The following is a 22178-nucleotide window of genomic DNA, read 5'->3' as shown; positions in this document are numbered from 1 at the left end:
GACCGGGGCTTTTGCGATTATTTGGCCGCAGCGACGGCTTTCTTGAATTTACCGTTCAAGTCCTTGACCACCTGGTCCACCGTTCTGCCGGCGACGAGCTCCTGCAGCGATTTGTACAGCGTGATGCCGGAGTTGTTCCATACTTTGATCGCTTTTTCTTGCTGCGGCGCAAGCGTCGCGATGTTCAATTGATAGTCCTTCACGAAGCCGGCCCAGGGAATGGAGGAATTGTCCGCATCCTTAAGCGGAGAGAGCATACCGCTGTAGGTCATGAATTCCGAATCGTACTTGCTGTAATACCAGTCCAGAAATGCGAGGGCCGCATCCATGCTCTTCGTGTTCTTGTTGATCGCCATCGGCAGGTCCGGCGAAGCGGTCAGCATGGTCGTGGCGGCGGGCGTGTCGGATACCGGGAACGGGAAGATCGCGAAGCGGGTCATGTCCACGCCCTTTTCGCTCAGGTTCTGATACAGCCACGTGCCCATCAGCATCATCGCCGACTTGCCCGAGCCGAAATCGTTGGTGGCGGCGTCGAACCCGACGGACAGCGGATCCTTTTCGAAGTAACCCTTGTCCACCAAGTCCTTCAAAATGCCAAAACTCTTGACGTAGCCGCTGTCCGCGGTGAACGGCTCCTCCTGCTCGGCGAACGCGTTATAGATGTTCGTATCGTTGCCGATAATCGGAGCGAGCTGCTGATACGGATCCAGCGGCCACGCGTCTTTGGCGCCGGAAGACAACGGAATGTACTTGCCGCTGTCCTTGATCTTCTGGCTCGTTTCCAGGAACGCCGAGTACGTCTTCGGCACTTCGAGTCCGAGCTCCGCGAAAATATCCTTGTTGTACCAGACGACCGGCGTCAGCATCAGACCGCGCGGCACCGTATAGTTTTTGCCGTCCGGCGCGACGAGCGAATCCATGCCGATCAGCTTGCCGGCGATGGGCAAGTCGTTGAGCGGCACGAAAAACTTGGACCACTGATCCCGGCTAAGATGCGTATCCGTCACGTTGACGATGTCCGGCAAGCTGTTGGACGCGGCTCTGATCTTGATCGTCTGATTGTCCGTGAAGCCCTCGATCTTCAGCTCGACGCCCGGATAATCCGCCATGAACCGGTCGGCCATATCCTTCAGCTTCGTATCGACGATATTCGTTTCCCACGTCAAAAAGGTAAGCTTGCCTGTTACTGTCGGCTGCTCCGGCGAGCCGGAAGCCTCCCCGGTCGCCTGGCCGGATGAGGCCGCCGCGCTTGCGCTTGCGCTGCCGCTCGGCGCGTTGTCCTTGCTGTCACCGCAGCCCGCGAGCAAGCCTGTCAACGTCATGGCGAGCGCGAGCGATACGATTTTGGTTTTTTTCATTGTTCAAGTCCCCCCGCTGGTTGATTGTGCCGCAAGTCCATTGTAAAGCGCTTGCACGATTCTTATAATGGACTCGTTTTATGTTTATCTGGATTGAATTAAGGCCTTTGTCCGGCGCTCCGGATACATAAGAAAACCGGCAGGGCTAACCCTAACCCTGACGGTCCTTTTGGCGTTGGCGAATATTCGCTGCTTATCTCCCGATAAAAACGACGGCGCCCGCACTGGTGGTTTATTTGCGCAGCAGCTCAAGCGCGAACGCGCCGTCCTTCGCCTGTAGCGGAAGAGTCAGCGTCACACAAGTGCACGCCCCTTCCTCGCTCTCCACGCTTAAGCCATAGGCGTCGCCGTAGTAGAGCTTGAGTCGTTCGTTGACATTTCCCATGCCGAGTCCGCCGGTCTCCACTGTCTGAATGTCCCGTTCTTGTGCCGCGGTCTCTTGTTTCGTCACTGCCGCTCCCTCCAGCTTCGCCCGCAGCTCCGTCAGTTGCCGCGACGTCATCCCGCAGCCATTGTCGCGAATCCGGAACTGCGCCGTCTGCCCGCTCACCGTTCCCGACAAGCTCAGCAGTCCGCCTGCCGGCGTATCGGCCAAGCCGTGCACGATCGCGTTTTCCACGATCGGCTGAAAGACGAATTTGAGAATCTCGCAAGCGTACAGCCGCTCGTCGAATTGCACCTCCCATGCGAAGCGGTTGCCGAACCGGATTTTCTGCAGCTCGACGTAGCTGGTCAGATGGTCCAGCTCCTTCTTCAGCGATACGGTCTCGTTCGTATTCTCGGTAATGTAATAGCGGTAAAACTTTCCGAGCATGCGTGCCATCCGCGACGTGTCCGCATCGTCGTTCAGCTCCGCCATCATATGGATCGACTCCAGCGTGTTGAACAGAAAATGCGGATGAATCTGCAGCTTGAGCGCATTCAGCTCCGCCTCCTTCTGCTTCAGCTGCGCGACGAACAGCATCCGGATCAGGCCGTTTATTTTTTTGATCATCTTATTGAACTCGTGGCTGATCTGAAAAATTTCATTTTTGTCGCCCCTGCGCAGCTTCATATGCAAATTGCCCTGCTGCACCCGCTTCATGGTCGCGCTGAGACGCTTGATCGGCAGCGTCAGCCGCACCGCGAACCAGACGGACACGCTCAGCGCGATCAGCACGCAGCCCGACATGAGCAGCAGCGCATAGATCGTTGTCGTCGTGTTGGAGACGTTCAGCTCTTTTTTCGGAAAAAAAGAAATGACCGACCAACCCGTCTCAGACACCACCGTTCTCGTCCGAACGTAGGACTCTCCCCCGATGTTGAGTTGGTTGGCCTTAACGTCCCCGCTGTCGTCCAGCACCTGCGCCGCGATCAGGCTGCTATGGTCCGCGGCTCCGCCGGAATCGTAGATGAATTGTCCTTCCTCGTCGATCACGATCGTCCGCTGCCGATTCACGACGTTCAGCGCCTGGAACAACGGGGCCAGCTCCTCGACCTTCAGGCTGATTAAAATACCGGCGACAGGCTCGAACGAGCCATTGTAATCGCGCAGCGCCTTGCCGACCGAGATGACGTCCATATAGCGTTCCTCGCCGACCAGCTTGAGCCGGTGACGGGGCAGCAGCACGCTCTCGCCTTCCGCCGCGATCAAGGCCGGATACCAACGCTCGCCGACAGGATTGAAGTCCGCGGCCAGATTGATGTCCGTATCTCTCAGCTTGTTGATGCTGCGGCCGGCCATGTCGAAAACGACGACGGAAGAAATCTCTTTCTTGTAAAATAGCGTCGATTCCATAAAGCTCATCAGAATGCCCTGCGTGCGCAGATCGAAATAATAGTTCCTATTATGGATGGCGTTGTCGTGAAGCTCTTGCATGATCTCGGCATCGTTCAGCGGAATTTCTGACAAATACTTCATGTCCTTGATATACATCGACAGCTGATCCGCCGCCTGGTTGACCATCACGTTCAGCGAGCTGATATAGTTGGATTTCTGGTTGTAGTTGTACACGTAGGAAGAGATCAGGATAATGGCCAGCATCGGAATAAAAATCAGCACGACGAAGCCGCCGATCAGCTTAAACGTCAGGCTGCGCCGGCTCAGGCTGACGGCCCGTCCGAACCGGAGCCGCAGCCGCCTCCATCGCCGTCTACGCATTGCGGCCTCCGCGCTGCGCGCGATACTCCTGCGGCGACAGGCCGGTTATTCGTTTAAAGATCCGGCTGAAATAGTTCGGATCCTCGTATCCGACCTCAAGGGAGATCTCGGCGATCCGGTTGTGCGGATCCTCCAGCAGCCGCTGCGCCTGCTCGATCCGGCAGCGGATCAAATAGCCGGTGAAGTTTTCTCCCGTTTCCTTTTTAAACAGCTGCGAAAAGTAGATCGCGTTCAAATGCACGATGCCCGCGATTTCGTTCAAGGAAATATTGTGCCGGTAATGCTCCGCGATGTAGGCCTTCGCACGACTGATAGGATCGTTTTTGGGGGCGGGAAGGGGCGGAGAGGCGGGAGAAGCGTCAGGCTCGCTGCCTGCGGCCCCCGGCTTCCGGCCGATCGCGGACAACAGATCGAGCAGATCCTGATTGTCCACCGGCTTGAGCAAATAATCCACCGCGCCGTACTTCATCGTCTCCCGCACGAATTCGAACTCGGCATAGCCGCTGAGCACGATGACGCGAACCCCGGGATACCGGCTGAAAATGGATTTGACGAATTCGACGCCGTTCATCCCCGGCATTTTGATGTCCGTAATGACTGTATGAAAGCGGTGCGCGGCCAGCTTCTCCAGCCCTTCGTTGCCGTTTCCGGCTTCTCCCCGGACCTGGAAGCCCGCGCGCGCGTTATCGATAATTTTTTTCAGACCCAGTCGAATGAGAGGCTCGTCGTCTACCACCAGTATGTCCTGCACTTGGGCGTCCCTCACTTTGCAAGCGGATTCATCTATTATCCCAGAACCCTGTCGGCTTTCATAGAGATATGGGAGGCAAAAGCGGCTTCTCCCGGAGAAGAAGCCGCCCTGCAGCCGACACCGCCGCACTTAGCGCTTAATGCTTAATAGGCAATCCAGACGCTGCCGAGCTGCGGCGTAAAGATCTGGCCGGTGTCCGTGTCCGCGAATTCGATCTTCAGGTAATTGACCCCGCTGAGACCTGATTGAAAGTACATCACTCTTCTCCATACGCCTCCCTGATCGCTGACGGCAGGCGTTACCTGCGTGTAATTAACGCCGTCCGCGGAGGTGTAGAGCTTGAAATGGTCGACCGTCGAGTCCGATTCCCACCAATGCGCGCGCACCGTGAAGCCGGTCATCCCCGTCACCTGATAAACCAGCCGATCCGCCGCGTTCGCCGTGCGGGACACCCGGCTCCGGTCGCCGCCGAAGTTCGCCCAAGCCGACGAATCCAGAATAACCGTGTTGGTCGCGCTTTTCGTCCATTTCAGGTCGTCGAGGTTGTCGACAAGCATCTTGCCACCGTACGTCAAATCCACGTTTGCGATCTGCGAAGCCCAAGGATATGAATCCATATCCCTGAATTCGATTTTCAGGAAATTGACGTTGGTCAGCCCGCTTTTCGTATATTTGATCTTTTTCCACGTGCCGCCCAGATCCGCGATGACCGGCGTAATCTCGCTAAAGGCGATGCCGTCGGCCGAACCGTAAAACTTGAAGTGCGTGACCGTCGTATCGCCTTCCCACCAGAAGGCGTTCATCTCGAAGCCTTTGATGTCGTTCGCGTAATAGGTCGCGGTATTGTAGCTGAGCGTCGTGCGCTTCAGCCTGCTTCGGTCTCCTTCAAAAGAAGGAACGCTGCTGTAGTCGAAGTCCAGTCCCGCATCCATGTTGTACGTCACGGTCGAATTGTCCAACGGATCTTTGAGCACGTAATCCGTCTGCGTCGTTCCCGTGCGGTAGCCAATCTCGATTCGGCCCAATTGCGGATAAGCGACAGGCGAATCGGATTCCGCGTAAGCGATCTTCAGGAAATTCGCGTCAGGAGGCAGCTCCGGCAGCGTATATACGATTCTTCTTTTCGTCCCGCCTTTGTCCTCGATCGTCAGCGGCGTAATCTCCTTATAATTGCTGTCGGTGGACGATAAATAGAACTTGAAATGATTGATTGTCGTATCGTTATCCGACCAATAGGCGAACAGCTTCACGCTGTCCATGCCGTTCTGGTTGTAAACGATCGACTCGGCGGTGTTCGTCATGCGCATCAGTCGGCTCGTATCGTCCTCGAAGCCGGATGGAGAAGAAGCATCGAAGCTCAGGCCCGCCGTATGGCTGTACATTTTCGCAAAGCTGTTCATGTCGTCGATCAGCTTCGCCGTCTGCACCGTCGTCGCCGTGCCGCTTGCCTGACTCGATGCGACGCCCTTGTTGCCCGCCTTGTCTACCGCCAGCACCTTGTAATAGTAGGTCTGGCCGGGCAGCAGATTCGTATCCAGCCACTTGTTCGTCTGCGGAATGGCGATCAGGCTGCCCGCTCCCGGCGTGAATCCGCTGGTCGTCCCTCGGTAAACCTCGTAATAGCGAAGGTCGCTCGCCGTGCTCGCCGTCCAGCTCAACGCAAGCTTCGTGTCGCTGACGTTCGCGACGCCAAGTCCGGTCGTCTGTCCCGGCGCCGCCGTATCCGCCGAGCCTGTCACCTTGATGATTTGAGCGGTCGTGGACGGTACTTTGATGTACCAATAGCCGCTCACGTCGATCAAGCTGAAGCTCAGCGCCGCGTTGTTGCCATCCTGTACCGCGAAGTTCGTATACCCGTTCGTCACCAGGCCGCCGACGGATATGAACACGTTTTGGGCAGAGGTTTCGGTTCGAGTGGCCTGGATGATATTTTTGTTCGCGCCCGCGATCGTGAGCGAGCTGAACTTGTCGGCCGGAGGCAGGATCGGAGAATTGACCGCGACCGGATACATCATCTGAAACGGGTTCGGCGCCAGCATCGACTTCATCTCGTCCTGCATGAGCTTGCTGTGAATGTACATGCCCACCGTCCAGAAATGGGTGCTGCCGTTGCCGATATTGTTGATATCGGGACCGCTGCCGCCCTCGTACGTGTCGATATAAGAGGTTGTATAGATCCAGTCGTTCGCGACGTACGCATGCTCGAAATAATCGATGAATTCGTTATAGATGTCCCAGTAGGCTGTATCGCGGGTTTGCATATAAAGGTATCCCGCCAACTGCGCGGACAACAAAATGGACTTGTCCTCCATCCGCCACTTTTGGTTGCGCAAATACGCGAGAATGTCCGTCGCATACTGGCGGTAGCGCAAATCGCCCGTCGTCTCGGCCATCCGGGCCATGACGACGCCGGCCTGCCATTCGAAAAAGTGCCACGGCGCGGTAAAGGCGCTGCCCGAATCGGGCGAGCCGTTGCGGCCGAACCAGCCGCCGCCGATCGGGTCCTTCTGCCAGCCGTATTTGATCCAACTGTCCGCCTGCGTCTTCACGATGTCGTAATACTTCTGCTCGCCGTACAGATCGTAAAGGCTCAGCAAAAAGTTATAGAGGTCGAACGCGCCGACGTCCAGACCGTACACGTCGAAGCTGTCGCCGAACGGATGGCCGCTGCGGCCGCTCCCGCTGTTGTAATTCGGCATCAGATTCGTCAGGTCGCTTCGTTCGCGCCAGGCCGTGTCCAGGATGTTGTCGAATTGCGCCTTCCACTTCGCGTCTCCGGTCGATTGGTACAAGAACCACAGGTTCGCGAAAGATCTCGCGCCGCTGTCCCCCATCTCGTTAAAATTCAACTGGTACGCGTAGGTGTTCAAGTCCACGATATTTTCCCAGAAGTACGAATACGGCATCCAGTAATGCGTGCCCCAGTAGTTGCTTTGGGTCGTGCGGTCCGCATAGGCGCGGTTCCAGAGCGCCGCATAGTCGCCCGGCCGCTGCAGCATGACCACGTCGTTGGGGGCGGGCTGCAGCCATTTGTGCACGATAGGCGTGCCTTCGTAAGCGGTCGTGAAGGAATAGCGGATGCCGCCGCTGCGGACGTGAATGCCGACGCCGTCCGTGTAGGCGGCCGTCACGTAATCGTTGTACGCCTGCTTGAACGTTGCATTCCCGTTGAGCAGGTAAATGGAATTGAGGCCGAGTAGGTCATAGCGCTGCCCCATCTCCAGCAAGTTATCCTTGGCCGTGCCGGGAACTGTGCCGCTCGACCACAGCTTGGACAGCTGCTGGGCCCGCTGCCGGTATAGCTCCGCGACCGCTTCCGCTTTCTGCAGCGGCGTCTTCGACGTGTCCGCGTAGGTCGTGATTTTCAGATTGTCGAAGTAGACGTTGCCGTAATTCCCTCCGTCCCACCAGTCGCCGATCCGGCTTTTGACGATCGCCCCTTGCCGGATGCCGGTCGCCGCAATGGCGGATAACGCCGTTCCGTTCAGCTTGGGCGTGATGACGCCGTCCACCCAATTGACCGTCAGCTCCAGCGTATTCCATTGATTGGCGTTCAGCGTGCCCGAGGTCGTCGTATCGTGAATGCCGCCGGACGTGTCGAAGTAGCGCACCTTGAACTGTCGGTTCTGATCGACGATAAAATAGAAGAATTCCTCGGTAAAGTCCGCATCCTTGGCGAACGCCACCACCATCTCCCCCGTGATCGAGACCGGGTATACATCAACGCTGACCCGGTATTGGCCCGAAGCGATCGCAATCGACTTTTCCGCATAAGCTTGGCTGCTGACGGCCGATCCGTTCAGGTGCAAGCTTCGCGTCCCTTCCGATTTGACCGTTGTATCGTAAACCGCGCTGCCGGAACCCGATGCCGAAGTGCTCCAATAGCCGTCCTCAAAGCCTTCCGTTTTCATCAACTGCCAGTCGCTCAGCGCTTCCGATCTGCCGCCGAACGCGAATAGCGCCAGCGCCGCCGGCAGCAGCGCTAGCCAGCCTTTGGCGCGCCAGCACTTGCCTCTCTTCATCTTTTCCATCAGTGTTGTCACGGGTTCCCGCCCTTTCGTGAGGAGTGGAATCTATGTAATCAGAGGACGAGGTCGTCTCCGTTATTTTAATTAAGCGCTTTCAAAACTTACATCGAATCCGTTACCGCCTTTCTTTTTCGATTTTAACGCCGTCGACGGGCAAGCAGACAGGACTGTGTTCGTATTTTTCTGGACTGGATTAGGATCAAGGCGCGAATTTGCGCAAAAAAGCCGGTTCCCCGGGAACCGGCTGCTCTAGATCTCCATCCCTCTCCACATCATGAGCGCGGCGCCGGTGGCGACGGCGTCCTCGCGCAGCTCGCCTTTGGTGAAAACCGGCTGGTACGTCGGATAGTAGTAAACGTTCTGGCGGGCAGTCTCGATGGCGGTTCGGTAAAAGCGTTCATCCGAGTAGATGAGCGACCCGCCCAGGATGACGGTCTCCGGGTGGAACATGTTGATCATATTGGCGAGGCCGATGCCCAGGTAGACCGCCGCGCCGTCGAACAGCTCGACCGCGGACGGATGTCCCTCCCGCAGCGCCTGCAGCACGTCGTCGTAGCGAATCTGCTCCGGCGCGCGCCGTAGCCGCTCCGTCCAGCCGCCGCGTCCCAGCTTGGCTTGCGATTGCGCCTGCTTCTCGAGCGCCTGAATGGAGGCGTACGCCTCCAGGGCGCCGAAGTTGCCGCCCTCGTGCAGCCGCGCGCCGTCCGCCTGGATGATCATCTGCCCGACTGCGCCCTCCAGATCGATCGAGCCATGGACGATCCGGCCGTTCGACATCATCGCGGAGCGCAGCCCGATCCCGGCATGCACGTACAGCATATGCTGGGGATTGGCACGCCGCAGCGCCCAGCGCTCGCCCATGAGCGCTGCGTTCGCGCCGTTTTCGAGACGCGTCTTGAACCCGGTCGCTTCCTCGGCCATCCGGCAGATCGGGACGTCCTGCCAGCCCGGCGCCGCGAAGTGGAGCGGCCGAAGCACGATGCCCCGCTCGCGGTCCAGCGGTCCGACGGCACCGATGCCGAAGCCCTTCACCTGGCCGGGCTCGATCTTGTGATCGAACAGGATGGCCTTGACCGTCTTCTCCGCGTGCGCGATCAGCTTGTCCGGCGTCATCGCTTCGTCCATGCGCCAGCGGGTGAACGACATCGGGTTCATGCGGACGTCGAAGAAGCCGAGCGAAGCATGGGAACGGGATATCTCCAGGCCGAAAAAGTAACCGAATGCCGGATTCGTCTCGTATACGATCGGCCTTCTGCCGCCGCTGGAAGGGCCGAGACCCGAAGCCTGAATAAGCCTGTCCGCGGTCATCTCTTCGAGCGTACGCGTAAGCGTGCTGCTCGGAATCCGGAAACGCTCCAGCAGCTCTGCCTTGGACGCCGCGCCTTGCTCGGCGATATGGCGGTAGATCAATTCCTTTGACGTGGGCACTCGATTCGCGCGATCCATGGACAGGGCACTTCCTCACTCGTTCGTTCGGCTCTAATCGTTCCTATTATTATATCGAAACACCTTACGGCGAGCCATATCACGGTCCTCCGGTCGGTTTAATTTCAAAATGAAAAAAAGAAAAGAGATTAAAATTCGATTCCCGCTTTATTTTAGCCCAATATTTCAAACTTAATTCCATTTTGGATTTAAGATGTTATACTGTTGAAGACGGGAGGTTTCACCATGACCGATAAAAGAAAGCTCCAGCTCTCGCTATTCCTCGTATTTTTGAAAATGAGCCCTTTAACGTTCGGCGGCGGATACGCGCTAATCCCGGCGATCGAACGCGAGGTCGTCGAAAAGAAAAACTGGCTGCGCGAAGAGGAAATCGCCGATTTGTTCGCGGTATCCGGCACCGTGCCCGGCGCCGTCGCCGCAAATTCGGCCGCCTTCATCGGCTACCGGATCGCCGGCGTATCCGGCGCGATCGCGGCGCTGCTCGGCATCTGCCTGCCTACCTTCGCGCTCATGATCGTCTTGTCGATCTTCTACGTTCAATTCAAGGACAATCCGAAAATCGAAGCGGCGTTCACCGCGGTACGCGCCACGGTCGCCGCGCTCATCGCCTTCGCGGCGATTAAGGTCGCCCGCTCTTCGATCGTGGACTTCGCCTCAGGCACGCTTGCGGCGGCGGCCGCGCTCCTGCTTTTTACCGGCATCCATCCGCTATGGGTCATCGCCCTGGGCGCAATAGCCGGCATGCTATGGGTTCATTTCCGCGCGCTAAGCGGCAAGGACACAAAAATCAAGGACAAAGAGCCTGTCTACGATTACATGATATAATTCTGAGCAAATGAGGTTGAGGGCATGCTGATCGATCTGTTCGCCATGTTTTTCCTCGTCGGGCTCGTCTCGTTCGGCGGCGGCTATGCAATGATCCCGCTCATTCAGGAAGAGATTGTGAACCGCTATCGCTGGATGGAGGCGAGCCAGCTCGCGGACATCGTAGCCGTCGCAGGCATGTCGCCCGGCCCGATCGCGACGAACATCGCGGTAGCCGTCGGTTTTCGGCAAGCAGGGTGGCTCGGAGCAGCTTTAGCGGCGCTGGCCGTCTTGCTGCCTTCGTTCGCGCTCATTCTGGCCGCGGGCAAGCTTTTTTTCCGCTATCGCGACAATCCTCGGGTGGCAGCCGCCTTCTACGGCTTGCGGGCCGTCGTCGTCGGACTTGTCGCCTATGCGGCCGTGTCGTTCGCGCGGCATGCCGGCATGCTGACGACTGCGCCGGATTGGCGGACCTGGTGCCAGCTCGCGATATTCGTCGGCTCCCTGTTCGCGCTCGTCTATTTGCACAAGCATCCGTTTGTCGTCATTCTCATATCCGGTCTGGTCGGTATCGCGCTCTACGGCTAGCCGGCTTATCGGAGCAGCCTTTAATCCCTAAGCGAATGGAGCGAACCTGCTTGGAAGAACAAGTCAGACCTTGCTGCGCCGCCCGCAGATCGTCCGTTCCAGCGGACAGCGCCGGCGCCGTCTCGCCGCCGCCTGAAGCCGTCCGGCTTGACCGCCGGCCATCGCCTCATCCTGAGCTTGAGTCGCATATGATATGGATTCCCGGCGGCGAGTTCGTCATGGGCACGGACGCGGCCGACGGATTTCCCGCGGACGGCGAAGGGCCTCCCCGGCCGGTGCGGGTAGACGGCTTTTACCTGTCGGCTCATGCCGTTACCAACGCCGACTTCAAAGCGTTCGTCGAAGCGACCGGCTACGTCACCGAGGCGGAGCGCTTCGGCTGGTCCTACGTCTTTCACCTGTTCGTCTCCGAAGCCGTCAAACAAAGCGTGACCGACGTGCCGCAGTCGACACCCTGGTGGTACGTCGTGAACGGCGCCAGGTGGGACAAGCCCGAAGGGCCCGGCTCCGGCATCGAGGACCGCATGGACCACCCGGTCGTCCACGTCAGTTGGCACGACGCTGCCGCATATTGCAGCTGGGCCGGCGCGCGACTGCCGACCGAGGCCGAATGGGAGTATGCCGCGAGGGGCGGACTGGCCCGCAAAACTTATCCTTGGGGGGACTTGCTGAAGGAGGGCGGGGAGCATCGCTGCAACATTTGGCAGGGCAAGTTTCCGGTGAAAAACAACGAGAGCGACGGCTACGCGGGAACCGCTCCCGTGGATGCTTACGCCCCTAACGGACACGGCCTCTACAATATGGCAGGCAACGTGTGGGAATGGTGCGCGGACTGGTTCACGCCCGCCTACCACTCGATCACCGCCGCGTCGAATCCGAGATTCGACCAGCCGACGGACACACGCTCGATGCGCGGCGGTTCCTACCTGTGCCGCCGCTCCTCCTGCAACCGGTACCGCGTCGCCGCGCGCAGCTCGAACACGCCGGACAGCTCCAGCGGCAACTGCGGGTTTCGCGTGGCGCGGTCGCGCTGAAGAGGTTGGCGGGGAAGGCACCTGCAAAAAAGCTGTACAGCTAATGGAACCAGCCGTACAGCGGAATAAACAGCAGCGACGTTACTATACCCGCCAGCGCCATCGACACGCCGCTGACGCTGCCCTGCAGCTCGGAATCCCGAATCACGCGGCCCGTGCCGATGCCGTGGGAGGAGGTGCCGATGGCGACGCCGATCGGCATATCGCCGGAGATGCCCAGTCGGCGCAGCAGGGCGGGTCCGACCATGCTGCCGAGCAGCCCGGTCAGCACCGTCAGCACGGCGGCGAGCTCGGGAATGCCGCCGGCCTGGCGGGCGATCTCGACCGAGATGGCGCTGGAGACGGACTTCGGCATCATGGTCGCCATCAGCTCCTGCGTTCCGCCCATGAGCCAGACGAGCAGCCCGGCGCCGGCGATGCCGCTCACCGATCCGAGGGTGACGCCGGAGAGGATCGCAGCGAAGTAGCGGCGGAGGAAGTGCCGCTGCTTGTAAAGCGGCACGCCCAGCGCGACGGTCGCCGGTCCCAGAAAGAACGTAATCAGATCGCCGCCTGCCCGGTAGTCGTCATAAGGAATATCGAATAGCAGCAACAGCGCGATGATCGCGCCCGAGCAGACGAACAACGGATGGATCGATTTCCAACGGCCCTGCACCTTCAGGGCAATGACGTAGGCGCCGACGGTAACCGTCACGCCGAACAACGGGTTTTCATAGATCTGTTGCAAGTTCATAGGCCGGGGCTCGCCTCTCCCTGCCCGGGCTCAGGCGCAGGCCTAGCCTTGCGGCCGACCCGGGCGGCTACGCCTCCGGCCACGAGCATGACGATCAGCGTGCTGCCCGTGAGACTGACGACGATCGCGAGCCCGTTCGCCCGCAACACCGGCAGAAAGGCGATCGTACCGACGATATACGGCACGAAGAACAGCATCATATGCCGCGTCAGCAGCTCGGCGGAGCGCTCCACCCACTCCAGCTTGACGAGTCGCAGGAACAAGGCCGCCGTGAACAGGATCAGGCCGATGACATTGCCCGGAATCGGCAGCTGGAAGACGCGCTCCGCAAGCAGTCCAAGCAAATTAAATCCGAGCAAAATGGCGAATCCGGTCATGCCTACGCTTCCTCCCATTCGCTAGCAGGCTCATCGCACCCTCGCCAAGCCTTTAAAGGTATAGGCCAGCACCGGCTTGCCGTCCAGTGCGATATCCTCATCCTCGCAAGCTTCGCCGAAGGACAGCCAATCCTCCTCGTCAAAATGCTGCACCGAGGGGCCGTTGCCGACATGAACGCAAAGAATATACGATGCGCCCGTGATGGAGCGGCAGTCGAGCACGTGATGCGCCGAGGTTTCCCGGCCATCCCGGACATAAGCGGTAATGCTCGCTTCTTGGATTGGCTCGTCGCCGGCCGAAGCGATGCTCGCTGCCTCCGGGGACACGAGCGACGCCTGCAGGATCGCCTCGATCCCTTCTCCCGCGAAGCTTTCCGCTTCCGCGAACGAGTTGATTTTTCTCATGATAGTCTTCCTCTCCATTTCCTGGGTTTGCCGTTCGTTCTCTTTTGGCCGCATTCGTCATCGCGCTGGCCAGCACCTCCGTCGGCAGCGGCTTCTGGCTGCGCAGCAGGCCGAGCTTGTTCACATATCGGAGCGCCTTCACGCTAACTGCCTCCATCGCCCGATGGATTACCTGACCAGGCACCGGATCGAGCAGGCTAAGCGGCTGCGGCGCGAACACGCCTGTGCCCCCTACCAAGTCAAGCCGCTTCGATATTCGTGCGGCGAGAGCCCCTTCTGCTTTTTAAACGCCAGATAAAACGCCTTGTAATCCGCATACCCTACGTCCAGGGCGATCTGCGCCATCTTTTTGTCCGGTTCCTGCATCATCCTGCATGCCTCTTCGATACGCACCTGCTGCACATAGTGCATCGCGGTCATGCCGGTCGTTTCCTTGAACAGCTGGCTGAAGTAGTTTTTGCTGAAAAAGGTCCGCTTGGCCAATTCCGCGAGGCGGAACGGCTCGTGGTAATGGGTATCGAGGTATCGGAGCACCGCCTCGATCTCGGATTTCCGCCTGGGCTGTCGCTCGTCGGCCGCGCTTCTGCGCTGGTAGCCTCGCATCATTTTGACGATCAGCTCGATCATATACGCCCGCAGCACCGCGTTGTACCCCTCAAGCTGACCGTTGTACTCCCGCTCCATCTTGCCGATCAGCTCGTCGAACTCCCGCTGCTCCTCGGCATTCAGGCGAAGATTCTCCCGTACGCGTCCCTCGATCCAGCTGTCCTTAAACAGATAGGACATCGTCAAGCTCGTGAAGTCCTGGAACGGCAGCAGGCTGTCGTCCATGAAGCCCGGAAGAAACAACAGGTTGTAAGTGATGAGCTCTTCGTCCTCCGGATCGCGGTAAAAGGCATGCTTGACCTCATAGTTGATCAGGAACAGGTCTCCCTTGGCCACCCGGTAGATCTCTTCGCCGACCTCGTGATAGCCCGCACCCGCATAGACGTAGCAAATCTCGACAAAGTCGTGGGCGTGAGGCCGCTGCCCGCCGATGACCGCTTCCGAGTGCTTGACGATACGAAACGATTCTCCCGGCCTGAAAAACTGCTCTCCCAGATACACGGCGCCCAGCGGCATGCTCGCCCCTCCTCTTCCCTCTTTTTCTTCTCTTGTCCGATATCGGTATATCCGCCATCCGAGTCTGAATAATTGCCATCGCGATTCGCCCTTTAGAGGGCTACGATAACAACGTACAGCTTCATTATAACGAAAGGCGGCTGGAAAGCGATGAAAGCATTGGCAGTAACGGAGCTCGGCAAGCGGGCGGAAATCATGGAGATGTCGGACCCTGTGATCGACGACGATTCGATTATTATCCGGACCACCTATTCCGGGATCAGCATCGGTACGGAAATGTGGATCGCCGAAGGAAGACGGCAGGATTATGGCCCGCCGCCCTTCGTCAACGGATATCAGGCCAGCGGAACGGTTGTCGAGGTCGGGGCGAATGCGGCCGACACGGTCAAGGTCGGCGACTTCGTGACGGTATTCTGCAACGGCGCGCATGCGCAGTATGTGAAGGCGAGCAGACATCATGTGCACGCGCTCGCTTCGGAAGCTTCGTTGCGGGATTGCGCGATGTTCGTCCAGCCCTGCGTCGCGGCCAACGCCTGGAATCTGGCCAAGGTCAATACGGGCGACACCGTGTACGTCGTCGGGCAAGGGCTGATCGGCCAATGCGCGGCTATGCTCGCCCGCCTGCGCGGCGCCTATGTCGTGGTTTCCGACATCTCGGCCGATCGCCTTGAGCGGTCCCGGGCGTACTGCGCGGACTGGGCAATCGACGCCTCAGTGCAGTCCGTGCCGTTGGCGATCCGCGCCCGGTTCCCCGAGGGGATCGATATCGTCGCCGAATCGACCGGCTTTGAGGCACTGCTGGACGATGCGCTGGACGCCTGTCGGCGCAAGGGAACGTTCGTCTTCCTCGGCTGGTATCCGGACCGGGTCGGTTTCCGCTACGACGTGCCGCACAGCAAGCAGCTGAACGCAATCTTCCCCTGCTTCATCGGCGATCGCCCCTCGCGCGAAGGCGTGATCCGGCTCATCGAATCCGGCAGTCTGAACCTGGCGGGCCTGATCTCGCACGAAGTACGGTGGGACGCTTCGCCTGAACTGTATAACCAACTGTTCACGAAGCAGCGCAACGAATACAACGGCATCGTTATTAATTGGGAGCAGGTGAATTAACATGGCGATCCTGATTACCGGAGCAACCGGGTTCATCGGCCGCGAGCTGGCCCCGCGGCTGGCCGGCAGCCATGAAGTCGTCTGTCTGTCGCGCGGCGGCAAGGCGTTGGGACGGGACGATGCCGGGTGCGTCCATGTGCGGGGTTCGTTCGATCGGTTCGAGGACTTGCGGCAGCTGGATGCCTATCGGATCGATACTGTTATTCATCTGGCTGCGGTGACGGGCGGCTGCAGCGAGGAGGACGGCTTATCCGTAAATGTACTGGGTACGAGACGGCTGTTCCGGTACCTGCTCGACAGAGGCGCCGTAAGGTTCGTCTCGGCCAGCTCGGTCGCCGCTCCCGGCTGCCTCGGCAGCGGCTTCCTGCCAGAGCGGCTGCCGATCCCGGACGAGCACCCCTGTCTGGCGACGGACGCCTACGGCCTCAGCAAAGCGATGGCCGAGCAGATATCGCACTATTTCCATCGCCTGCATCCGGACACGCGCTTCGTCAATCTGCGATTAGGCGCAGTCGTGGGTGCAGACTGGACGTCGCAGCCTGTAGACGCAGGTACGAAGCTGACGATCCCCTTCGTGCGCTTGAGCCATGTGTACGTCAGCGACATCGTCGCGGGCATCGTTCGCACGGTCGAAGCTGAGCTGCCGCCCGGCGTCCATACGTGGAACCTGGTCGGCCCCGACAGCAGCTGCAGCATTCCTACGGCCGACATGCTCCGTGCGGTGCTGGGGGACCGTGCGGCGGATTACGACCTGTCCTACTACGAACAGTCTGGCCACGCGCACAAGCCCGTGTTCGACATGCGCGCCATCGCAGACGCGATTGGATTCTACCCGCAGCGCTCTATGCGTGCACAACCGGCTTCCCGATGAGCTTGGGCGCATCACAGGAAAAGAGCCGTACCAGCACCGATATCGGGTGTCTGTACGGCTCGTGCAATGGCGGCCCACAGGAGCACTTCCCGTTTCCAGTAGCCGATGATTAAGAGGACTATGTTCAGCATAGGTAAACTGAGCGAAGCAAAGCCGGCGGATTCCAGCACGTAGCGACCGCCCCCGTTATCGCTGGCGATCTTCGCAAATCGATATTGGTATTCGTAATCGATTTTCCACTGCGCTTCCTGGCTTCCTGCCGCCTTGATCGTCGTCCCGAGGCAAGAGAACAGAACGTCCCCTTTCACCAGCTGTCTCCACCGCTCCGGCGCGTCCAAGTCTTGCGTGAAGGAATCGTCCTTGAGCACCAGCCTCGTTCGGGTTCAGGCTGGTTTAATGCCCTCGCATATCGAGGTCACTCAGCGCGAAATCGCTGCTTCCCCAAGTATAGACGATGTAATGGCTGCTTAGCGTCTCTTCCGGAGGAATCTTTTTAAAGCTTAAGTCGCCCCTATCGGTAACCCGAATTTTGCTGTCCCTCTGCGGTTCGACGATGCAGCTCCATTCATCCTGGCGATACCGTGAATAGTACGCGTTCAGCGCTTCCAGGGACAGATCCGACTTCATGAGCATCGCGCCGAAAAATTGCATGCCGTTGCCGTTTCCCACGAACTTTCCGGCTGCGGATACGGCGTCTATTCTCTCGGTATTTTCCGGCAACGGTAATCGAATTAACTCTTTTTTAATCGTGGAAGCCGTATGATTATTGACGAGCGGAACGGCTATGAACACGGTAATGAACAACAGGATAAACCCGACGAAAAAAGCTGTCATTAAAAAGGCGATCGCTTTACCCAAGGCAACCCCTCCCGAGCGGTCTCCGCATCGAACTATACCATTTAGACGACAAACTCGGCGAAATGTCTCCAACTCAATGGCATATTTTTTCTTCGCTGCCTTAAACCGGCCTAAAAAAGAATGACAAGGCACAAATCGCCCTAGTAAGATAAGTGAAGCGTTGAATGGAAGGATGGGCAAGATGACGAATTTATACTTCATCCGGCACGGAGAGGCATGTGTGTTAAAAGACGGTATCGTCGATGACTTCGGATTAACCGAGGAGGGACGGTCCCAGGCGGAAAAGCTGCGCGATCGTCTGATCGAGACCGGGGAAATACAAACCGACGTGCTGATCGCCAGTTCCTTTTTGAGAGCTATGCAGACGGCGGAAGTGATTGCACCCGCCTTCGATCGGCCCATCGCGTTCGATGACGAGTTCCAGGAATTACGGCCGGGGAAAGCGCTGGGGTTGACCAAGGAGCAACTGGACGAACTTTTAACGGATTATAGCCCGTCGACGAACCCTTTTGCCGCGATCGCCCCCGATGCGGAAAATTGGCCGCAATTCGTGCTGCGGATCGGATCGGCGATCCATCGCGTTTGCGCCGAGCACCGCGGACGGACCGTGGCGATCGTTTGTCACGGCGGGGTGATCGAGTGTACGTTTCAGTACTTTTTCGGGCTTAATCCTTTTAAACTGCCCGCCGTTCAATTCCAGGTGTCCAACACGTCGATCACGCATTGGTCGGTCGATGACGAGGGCAAAGCGGCATTGATCAAGTTTAACGACGCCCGCCACTTGGACTAGCGAATCCCCGCGAATCAAAGGAAGAAACCGCCCGGTCGCCCGGACGGCTTCTTTCAACAACGGCGCTGAAACCGTATTGTTCCTCCCGCCGCCCGTCTCAAAAATGACCCTCACGAGTCATTATTTTGCGGTAAGCGCCAAAGGTGACTACGCTTCAATTCGTGGCTTATCGGCTTGGCAGTCCGGGTTCGGAACCAAGCCCAGCTGCGCAAGCTTCGTCAAGTAATAGCATTCCTCCCGCATCATATGATCCGGCATCAACGGATTGATTCGATCCAGCATCTCGGCGGTGAATTGCATTTCTTCGATTTCGTTCAGGAAGCCCACGAACAGCTTCATCTCCAGATCGACCTCTCTGTGGAGCCTGCGAAAGGCGGGAAAGTCCTTCAGGCTGGTCCGCATGTAGCCCGCCATTTCAATGCTTTTCATATACAGCTGCTGAAAGTGTTTTTCGAATTGGCCGCTTCGCTTGATCCAACGCTTTTCCAGTGCATCCAGATCGCTCGCGATTGCCGCCGCATGTCCGGCCGCGTCGGGCAGCCATAGAAAATCGTGATGCAAGGCATTAAATTCGGGCACGGGTTTCCCGGCGACCAAGGCGGTCAATATGCGCAGGTATTCTTCCAGCTCGTTGACCATGTGGTTAATAAAAGTAGGCGTCAAATCGATCTTGATTTTGCCGAGTATGGCCCTGCTCAGGAGGTCCAGCTTGAACGTTCGAAGCTTGACCGTCTGCTCATAAGCTTGCCCGCTGACGGAACCGGCGTCTGCATCGGAAGAAACCCGGCGCGCCTGATCGAGAAGTCGATCGAAAGATTGAATGAAGCCCATCGCGATCTCGATGTCCTGACGTTCGAGCGGAGACAGCGCATTGGTAATAAACCTCGCATGGTCGCCCAGAATTTGCAGCCAAAAACGATGTTCATATATAGCGGATTGAGCCATTCGCGTTTCCCCTTTATGATGGATAGATTCTCCCTCGAAAGGTATGTCGCGAGCTGTATAAATATGACCGCTCCGCTCGCCGGCTCGGACAAACGTCCAAACTTGTCCTTAACGCTTGGAATAACCTGCTGTATATTCTCTCAGGAGGTGCGGCCGTGCTTCAAGTAAACGGTATTGTCGGCGGAAGGTCGCCGATCTCGCTAGGTGCCGGAAAGAGCGTCGATGTGCAGACGATCGTGATCGATGTGCCTAAAGGTAAAAAACTGGTGCTGAAAAGCTTGAATTTCCTGTTGTCCAACGACGCGTTTGTCTTCAAAATCGAAGCTTTGCCCTCGACCGGAACGTTTACCGCGAGAGGCGGGGCAGGCGACTTGACGCCTAACAAGGTGCTATTCAACAACACGACCGGCGACGGAGTCCGGATCTTCCTCAATATTTCCGTCCGCAATAGCGCGCGGAATGCGCGGACGCTGGACCGCACCTCCAGCTGGCTGCTCAAGATGGCCCGCATCTGAGGCGTATCCGCACCAAGCTTAATCCACAGCCACACTGGCATTAACTGCCTTTCAGCAATTTATTTGCTCGTTTTGCGATTGTGGACGGAAATCAGCGGCGTTTTAACGGTATCCCCATCCGTCAGGACCACTCCTTAAGATGGATGGGTTAGATGGAGGTAAGCGGGGAAAGCTCCGCGTTTTTTAGGCGGCCGGCGGATGTCGACCGATGGCGTGCCGTCGTCGAACGATTAGTCGTTAAAAGGTACCGCCGCCGAGCAAAAAACGCCAAGCCCGCGGACTTGGCGTTTTCCCTTTTTCTGTTACTCGACGCTACCTCTTATCCTTCTCATAAAATCGAATGTAATCGACTCTGAACTCGCTCGGGTACGCGGGTGCTTGTCCGGCGTTATTCTCTTCACGCGGTATTTCATAAATGTTCAGCATCAATTGCATCGGATAATTCGGCGATTGCGTCGAATGGTGCACCAGCTCGTTATCGATGTAAAAACGGACGCCTTCCGGGGACCAGTCCATCGCATAGACGTGGAATCGGCTGGCGTCGATCGGGAACTCTCGCTCGAAAAACTCCTCCTCGATGGAAGGGTCGCCGAAGGGGTGAAGTCCGAAGCCGATCGTCGACCGTTCCGCGCCTCCTCCGTTCCAGCCCTTCATCTCGAACAGACAAATCTCGGCCGATCTTTCCGGACGGTCCTCGAACCCGATCATCCATAAAGCGCACAAGTTGTTAGGCGTATGAAGCCCGCTCGCCCGCAGCTCCAGATAGCCGTAATGAGGGGTAAACAACCGCTCCTCGACTTGTTCTTCCCGCACACGGCAGTCCTTGGAGAAGCGATGCTGACCATATTCGCTTCCGAGCGGTCCGGAATAGACGCCGGTCTGAAGGTTGCTGACCTTAATGCGCCCGTTGAACTCGGGGCTCCAAGGCGCCTGATCCTCCGTGATTTGCAACACGAGCTGGCTCTCCTCGAACCTGAAATTTGCGCTTGTTTTCGCGCGGCTGCTCCATTGCGGCAAATAGAAAGGCAGCCATTTGCTTCGGTCCAGTTCCCCCGAATCGAAGTCGTCCTCGAATACTAGCGTATACCCCACCTTGTTAACGTCATTTCTGGGAAAGTCGGGCCCTGGCACGGATTACGAGTCCCCTTTCGATGTTCTATAAAATATTGGATCCGCTATGACAGTATACAACTTTATCCAACCTAATTATTAAAAAGCTCCGTTTACGGCAGGGGCTTTATTGCCTGTCTGCCATATCGGGAGCCATCAGCTTCGTCGCCGCCCGGTCCAACAAATATAAACGCTCGCCCCTATTCGTAATAGCTCCGCACGACGATGTCCTGATCGTAGTTGCCAAAGCCCTTGCCGTACAGCGTGAGTCCGCCGCGGCCCCGCCCGGTATCCTCGGCGGCGATGCGCAGCGCCCAGTTCATCGCGTCCGTCTCGATATCGCGCAGGCCGACGTCGGAGATTTTCTGACCGTCGACGTAGGTGCCCTTCTCCTTGATGCGAAGCACCTTTAACAATCCGTACTGATTGACGTCCGAATGCCACCACTCGGGCGTCAGCCGCCCCCGCCGGTCCCCGAAGTCGCCCGGGCTTGTCCACACCCCTACCGTCTTGCCGCCCAGATCGAAGCGGATGTCCGACGGCCAATTCTCGTTCACGCGCGGCGCCTCCGACCCAATCTCGAGCGAGATCTCGATCTCGTGCAGCCGCTGGTCCTTGTACAAATAGTTGGGCAGCTTGTATTCGACCCATCCCTTGGCCATCCACAGGATGCCGGCGTTCACCCGCTCCGGGTCCATGAAGCAGACCGGGTTGTCGAACTGGCCGATAATCTTTTCCACCGTCGCAATGCCGCAGGTCGGCCAAGCCTCGTAGTCGGTGTACTGGCCGATCGGCAGAGACAGCTCGTGGCAGCCGAGCGATGCGGGCGAGTCGGGAGACAGCTTGATCTGCATGAACTCCGTTTTGACATAACAAAGCTTGTACGTCCCGCCGTCGATCCGCTTCATTCTGCTGCCGACGATGCCGGCCTCTTCGAGCTTGCGAATATGTCCGCTGACGACCGCGTTGCTGAGGTACAGCTCCTCCGCCAGCTCCTTCACATGCCGTTCCCGCTCGTACAGCTTATCGATGATTTTTAACCGAACCTCGCTGGCCAGCGCCTCGTAGATGCGAAGCGCGTTCGAATCGGTTGAGAGTAGCACGCCCTCACCATCCGTTCAGGATTTTGTTTTATGTGAATCCTGCATTCAATTGTTGTTCATCAAAACCTATTATGTTACGAATAATATAGG

At 58.0% G+C, this 22178-nt stretch carries 21 protein-coding genes; 7 read left to right on the top strand and 14 right to left on the bottom strand.

The annotated features are described in order from the left end of the window. Window positions 1-17 precede the first annotated feature (17 nt). The 5 genes from KVT38_RS12225 to KVT38_RS12205 all read right to left on the bottom strand — a co-directional run bounded on the left by KVT38_RS12225 (window position 18) and on the right by KVT38_RS12205 (window position 9723). Window positions 18-1358 (bottom strand): ABC transporter substrate-binding protein, encoded by a 1341-nt coding sequence (locus KVT38_RS12225; RefSeq protein WP_217594000.1) that lies wholly within the window; start codon window positions 1356-1358, stop codon window positions 18-20. A gap of 232 nt (window positions 1359-1590) precedes the next feature. Next, entirely contained in the window at window positions 1591-3498 is a 1908-nt protein-coding gene (locus KVT38_RS12220; RefSeq protein WP_217593999.1) for a sensor histidine kinase, read from the bottom strand. After that, window positions 3491-4249 (bottom strand): response regulator transcription factor, encoded by a 759-nt coding sequence (locus KVT38_RS12215; RefSeq protein WP_217593998.1) that lies wholly within the window; start codon window positions 4247-4249, stop codon window positions 3491-3493. The genes KVT38_RS12220 and KVT38_RS12215 overlap by 8 nt, the downstream gene beginning before the upstream one ends. Before the next feature lie 143 nt (window positions 4250-4392). Next, entirely contained in the window at window positions 4393-8292 is a 3900-nt protein-coding gene (locus tag KVT38_RS12210) for a fibronectin type III domain-containing protein (RefSeq protein ID WP_217593997.1), read from the bottom strand. A 234-nt stretch (window positions 8293-8526) separates the two neighbouring features. Beyond that, window positions 8527-9723 carry an ROK family protein gene (locus tag KVT38_RS12205; protein ID WP_217593996.1) on the bottom strand — a complete coding sequence of 399 codons (1197 nt, stop codon included), beginning with the start codon at window positions 9721-9723 and terminating at the stop codon, window positions 8527-8529. 225 nt (window positions 9724-9948) lie between these two features. Between KVT38_RS12205 and KVT38_RS12200 the strand changes: the two genes are divergently transcribed. Genes KVT38_RS12200 through KVT38_RS12190 form a run of 3 tightly spaced genes read left to right on the top strand, consistent with a single transcriptional unit; the run spans window position 9949 to window position 12149 of the window. Next, window positions 9949-10548 carry a chromate transporter gene (locus tag KVT38_RS12200; protein ID WP_217593995.1) on the top strand — a complete coding sequence of 200 codons (600 nt, stop codon included), beginning with the start codon at window positions 9949-9951 and terminating at the stop codon, window positions 10546-10548. A 24-nt stretch (window positions 10549-10572) separates the two neighbouring features. Beyond that, window positions 10573-11115: a chromate transporter gene (locus tag KVT38_RS12195; protein WP_217593994.1), complete on the top strand. Its 543-nt coding sequence runs from the start codon at window positions 10573-10575 to the stop codon at window positions 11113-11115. 35 nt (window positions 11116-11150) lie between these two features. Next, window positions 11151-12149 (top strand): formylglycine-generating enzyme family protein, encoded by a 999-nt coding sequence (locus tag KVT38_RS12190; protein ID WP_217593993.1) that lies wholly within the window; start codon window positions 11151-11153, stop codon window positions 12147-12149. 40 nt (window positions 12150-12189) lie between these two features. Here the strand turns inward: KVT38_RS12190 and KVT38_RS12185 are convergent, their stop codons facing one another. From KVT38_RS12185 to KVT38_RS12170, 4 genes are all read right to left on the bottom strand, one after another. Continuing rightward, window positions 12190-12882 (bottom strand): LrgB family protein, encoded by a 693-nt coding sequence (locus KVT38_RS12185; RefSeq protein WP_217593992.1) that lies wholly within the window; start codon window positions 12880-12882, stop codon window positions 12190-12192. Further along, window positions 12879-13259, bottom strand: a complete 381-nt coding sequence (locus KVT38_RS12180; RefSeq protein ID WP_217593991.1) for a CidA/LrgA family protein — start codon at window positions 13257-13259, stop codon at window positions 12879-12881. Before KVT38_RS12180 ends, KVT38_RS12185 begins: the two co-directional genes overlap by 4 nt. A gap of 30 nt (window positions 13260-13289) precedes the next feature. Beyond that, on the bottom strand, window positions 13290-13664 hold the full coding sequence (locus KVT38_RS12175; protein ID WP_217593990.1) for a hypothetical protein: 375 nt from the start codon (window positions 13662-13664) through the stop codon (window positions 13290-13292). Window positions 13665-13895: 231 nt separating this feature from the next. Continuing rightward, window positions 13896-14786, bottom strand: coding sequence for a helix-turn-helix domain-containing protein (locus KVT38_RS12170; RefSeq protein ID WP_217593989.1), 891 nt, complete (start codon window positions 14784-14786; stop codon window positions 13896-13898). Window positions 14787-14936: 150 nt separating this feature from the next. On the opposite strand from KVT38_RS12170, the gene KVT38_RS12165 reads away from it, so the two are divergent. After that, window positions 14937-15896 carry a zinc-dependent alcohol dehydrogenase gene (locus tag KVT38_RS12165; protein WP_217593988.1) on the top strand — a complete coding sequence of 320 codons (960 nt, stop codon included), beginning with the start codon at window positions 14937-14939 and terminating at the stop codon, window positions 15894-15896. Window position 15897: 1 nt separating this feature from the next. After that, window positions 15898-16767, top strand: coding sequence for an NAD-dependent epimerase/dehydratase family protein (locus KVT38_RS12160; RefSeq protein WP_217593987.1), 870 nt, complete (start codon window positions 15898-15900; stop codon window positions 16765-16767). An 11-nt stretch (window positions 16768-16778) separates the two neighbouring features. Here KVT38_RS12160 and KVT38_RS12155 read toward each other — a convergent pair whose 3' ends face one another. Both KVT38_RS12155 and KVT38_RS12150 read right to left on the bottom strand, forming a co-directional pair. After that, the gene (locus KVT38_RS12155) at window positions 16779-17075 is read right to left on the bottom strand and encodes a Rossmann-fold NAD(P)-binding domain-containing protein (RefSeq protein ID WP_217593986.1); all 297 of its coding nucleotides are present in this window, start codon (window positions 17073-17075) and stop codon (window positions 16779-16781) included. A gap of 85 nt (window positions 17076-17160) precedes the next feature. Beyond that, on the bottom strand, window positions 17161-17625 hold the full coding sequence (locus KVT38_RS12150; protein ID WP_217593985.1) for a hypothetical protein: 465 nt from the start codon (window positions 17623-17625) through the stop codon (window positions 17161-17163). A 181-nt stretch (window positions 17626-17806) separates the two neighbouring features. Between KVT38_RS12150 and KVT38_RS12145 the strand changes: the two genes are divergently transcribed. After that, on the top strand, window positions 17807-18415 hold the full coding sequence (locus KVT38_RS12145; protein WP_217593984.1) for a histidine phosphatase family protein: 609 nt from the start codon (window positions 17807-17809) through the stop codon (window positions 18413-18415). 147 nt (window positions 18416-18562) lie between these two features. Here KVT38_RS12145 and KVT38_RS12140 read toward each other — a convergent pair whose 3' ends face one another. Beyond that, on the bottom strand, window positions 18563-19360 hold the full coding sequence (locus KVT38_RS12140; RefSeq protein ID WP_217593983.1) for a DUF2935 domain-containing protein: 798 nt from the start codon (window positions 19358-19360) through the stop codon (window positions 18563-18565). 155 nt (window positions 19361-19515) lie between these two features. Between KVT38_RS12140 and KVT38_RS12135 the strand changes: the two genes are divergently transcribed. Next, the gene (locus KVT38_RS12135; protein ID WP_217593982.1) at window positions 19516-19875 is read left to right on the top strand and encodes a hypothetical protein; all 360 of its coding nucleotides are present in this window, start codon (window positions 19516-19518) and stop codon (window positions 19873-19875) included. A gap of 312 nt (window positions 19876-20187) precedes the next feature. On the opposite strand, the gene KVT38_RS35540 is transcribed toward KVT38_RS12135, so the two are convergent. Together KVT38_RS35540 and KVT38_RS12125 are read right to left on the bottom strand one after the other, a co-directional pair. Next, window positions 20188-20967: a glycoside hydrolase family 16 protein gene (locus KVT38_RS35540; protein ID WP_217593981.1), complete on the bottom strand. Its 780-nt coding sequence runs from the start codon at window positions 20965-20967 to the stop codon at window positions 20188-20190. Window positions 20968-21185: 218 nt separating this feature from the next. After that, window positions 21186-22088, bottom strand: a complete 903-nt coding sequence (locus KVT38_RS12125; protein ID WP_217593980.1) for an ArsR/SmtB family transcription factor — start codon at window positions 22086-22088, stop codon at window positions 21186-21188. Window positions 22089-22178: the final 90 nt, after the last annotated feature.

The organism is Cohnella sp. GbtcB17, assembly GCF_019091135.1.
Classification (GTDB): domain Bacteria; phylum Bacillota; class Bacilli; order Paenibacillales; family Paenibacillaceae; genus Cohnella.
The sequence above is the reverse complement of the archived record's forward strand: the minus strand, read 5'-3'. Positions and strand labels throughout refer to the sequence as shown.

Excerpts from the sequence above, each read along its gene's own strand:
- KVT38_RS12225 (WP_217594000.1), bottom strand. The coding sequence starts at position 1,358 with ATGAAAAAAACCAAAATCGTATCGCTCGCGCTCGCCATGACGTTGACA.
- KVT38_RS12220 (WP_217593999.1), bottom strand. The coding sequence starts at position 3,498 with ATGCGTAGACGGCGATGGAGGCGGCTGCGGCTCCGGTTCGGACGGGCC.
- KVT38_RS12205 (WP_217593996.1), bottom strand. The coding sequence starts at position 9,723 with ATGGATCGCGCGAATCGAGTGCCCACGTCAAAGGAATTGATCTACCGC.
- KVT38_RS12200 (WP_217593995.1), top strand. The coding sequence starts at position 9,949 with ATGACCGATAAAAGAAAGCTCCAGCTCTCGCTATTCCTCGTATTTTTG.
- KVT38_RS12195 (WP_217593994.1), top strand. The coding sequence starts at position 10,573 with ATGCTGATCGATCTGTTCGCCATGTTTTTCCTCGTCGGGCTCGTCTCG.
- KVT38_RS12190 (WP_217593993.1), top strand. The coding sequence starts at position 11,151 with ATGGAGCGAACCTGCTTGGAAGAACAAGTCAGACCTTGCTGCGCCGCC.
- KVT38_RS12185 (WP_217593992.1), bottom strand. The coding sequence starts at position 12,882 with ATGAACTTGCAACAGATCTATGAAAACCCGTTGTTCGGCGTGACGGTT.
- KVT38_RS12180 (WP_217593991.1), bottom strand. The coding sequence starts at position 13,259 with ATGACCGGATTCGCCATTTTGCTCGGATTTAATTTGCTTGGACTGCTT.
- KVT38_RS12175 (WP_217593990.1), bottom strand. The coding sequence starts at position 13,664 with ATGAGAAAAATCAACTCGTTCGCGGAAGCGGAAAGCTTCGCGGGAGAA.
- KVT38_RS12170 (WP_217593989.1), bottom strand. The coding sequence starts at position 14,786 with ATGCCGCTGGGCGCCGTGTATCTGGGAGAGCAGTTTTTCAGGCCGGGA.
- KVT38_RS12165 (WP_217593988.1), top strand. The coding sequence starts at position 14,937 with ATGAAAGCATTGGCAGTAACGGAGCTCGGCAAGCGGGCGGAAATCATG.
- KVT38_RS12160 (WP_217593987.1), top strand. The coding sequence starts at position 15,898 with ATGGCGATCCTGATTACCGGAGCAACCGGGTTCATCGGCCGCGAGCTG.
- KVT38_RS12145 (WP_217593984.1), top strand. The coding sequence starts at position 17,807 with ATGACGAATTTATACTTCATCCGGCACGGAGAGGCATGTGTGTTAAAA.
- KVT38_RS12140 (WP_217593983.1), bottom strand. The coding sequence starts at position 19,360 with ATGGCTCAATCCGCTATATATGAACATCGTTTTTGGCTGCAAATTCTG.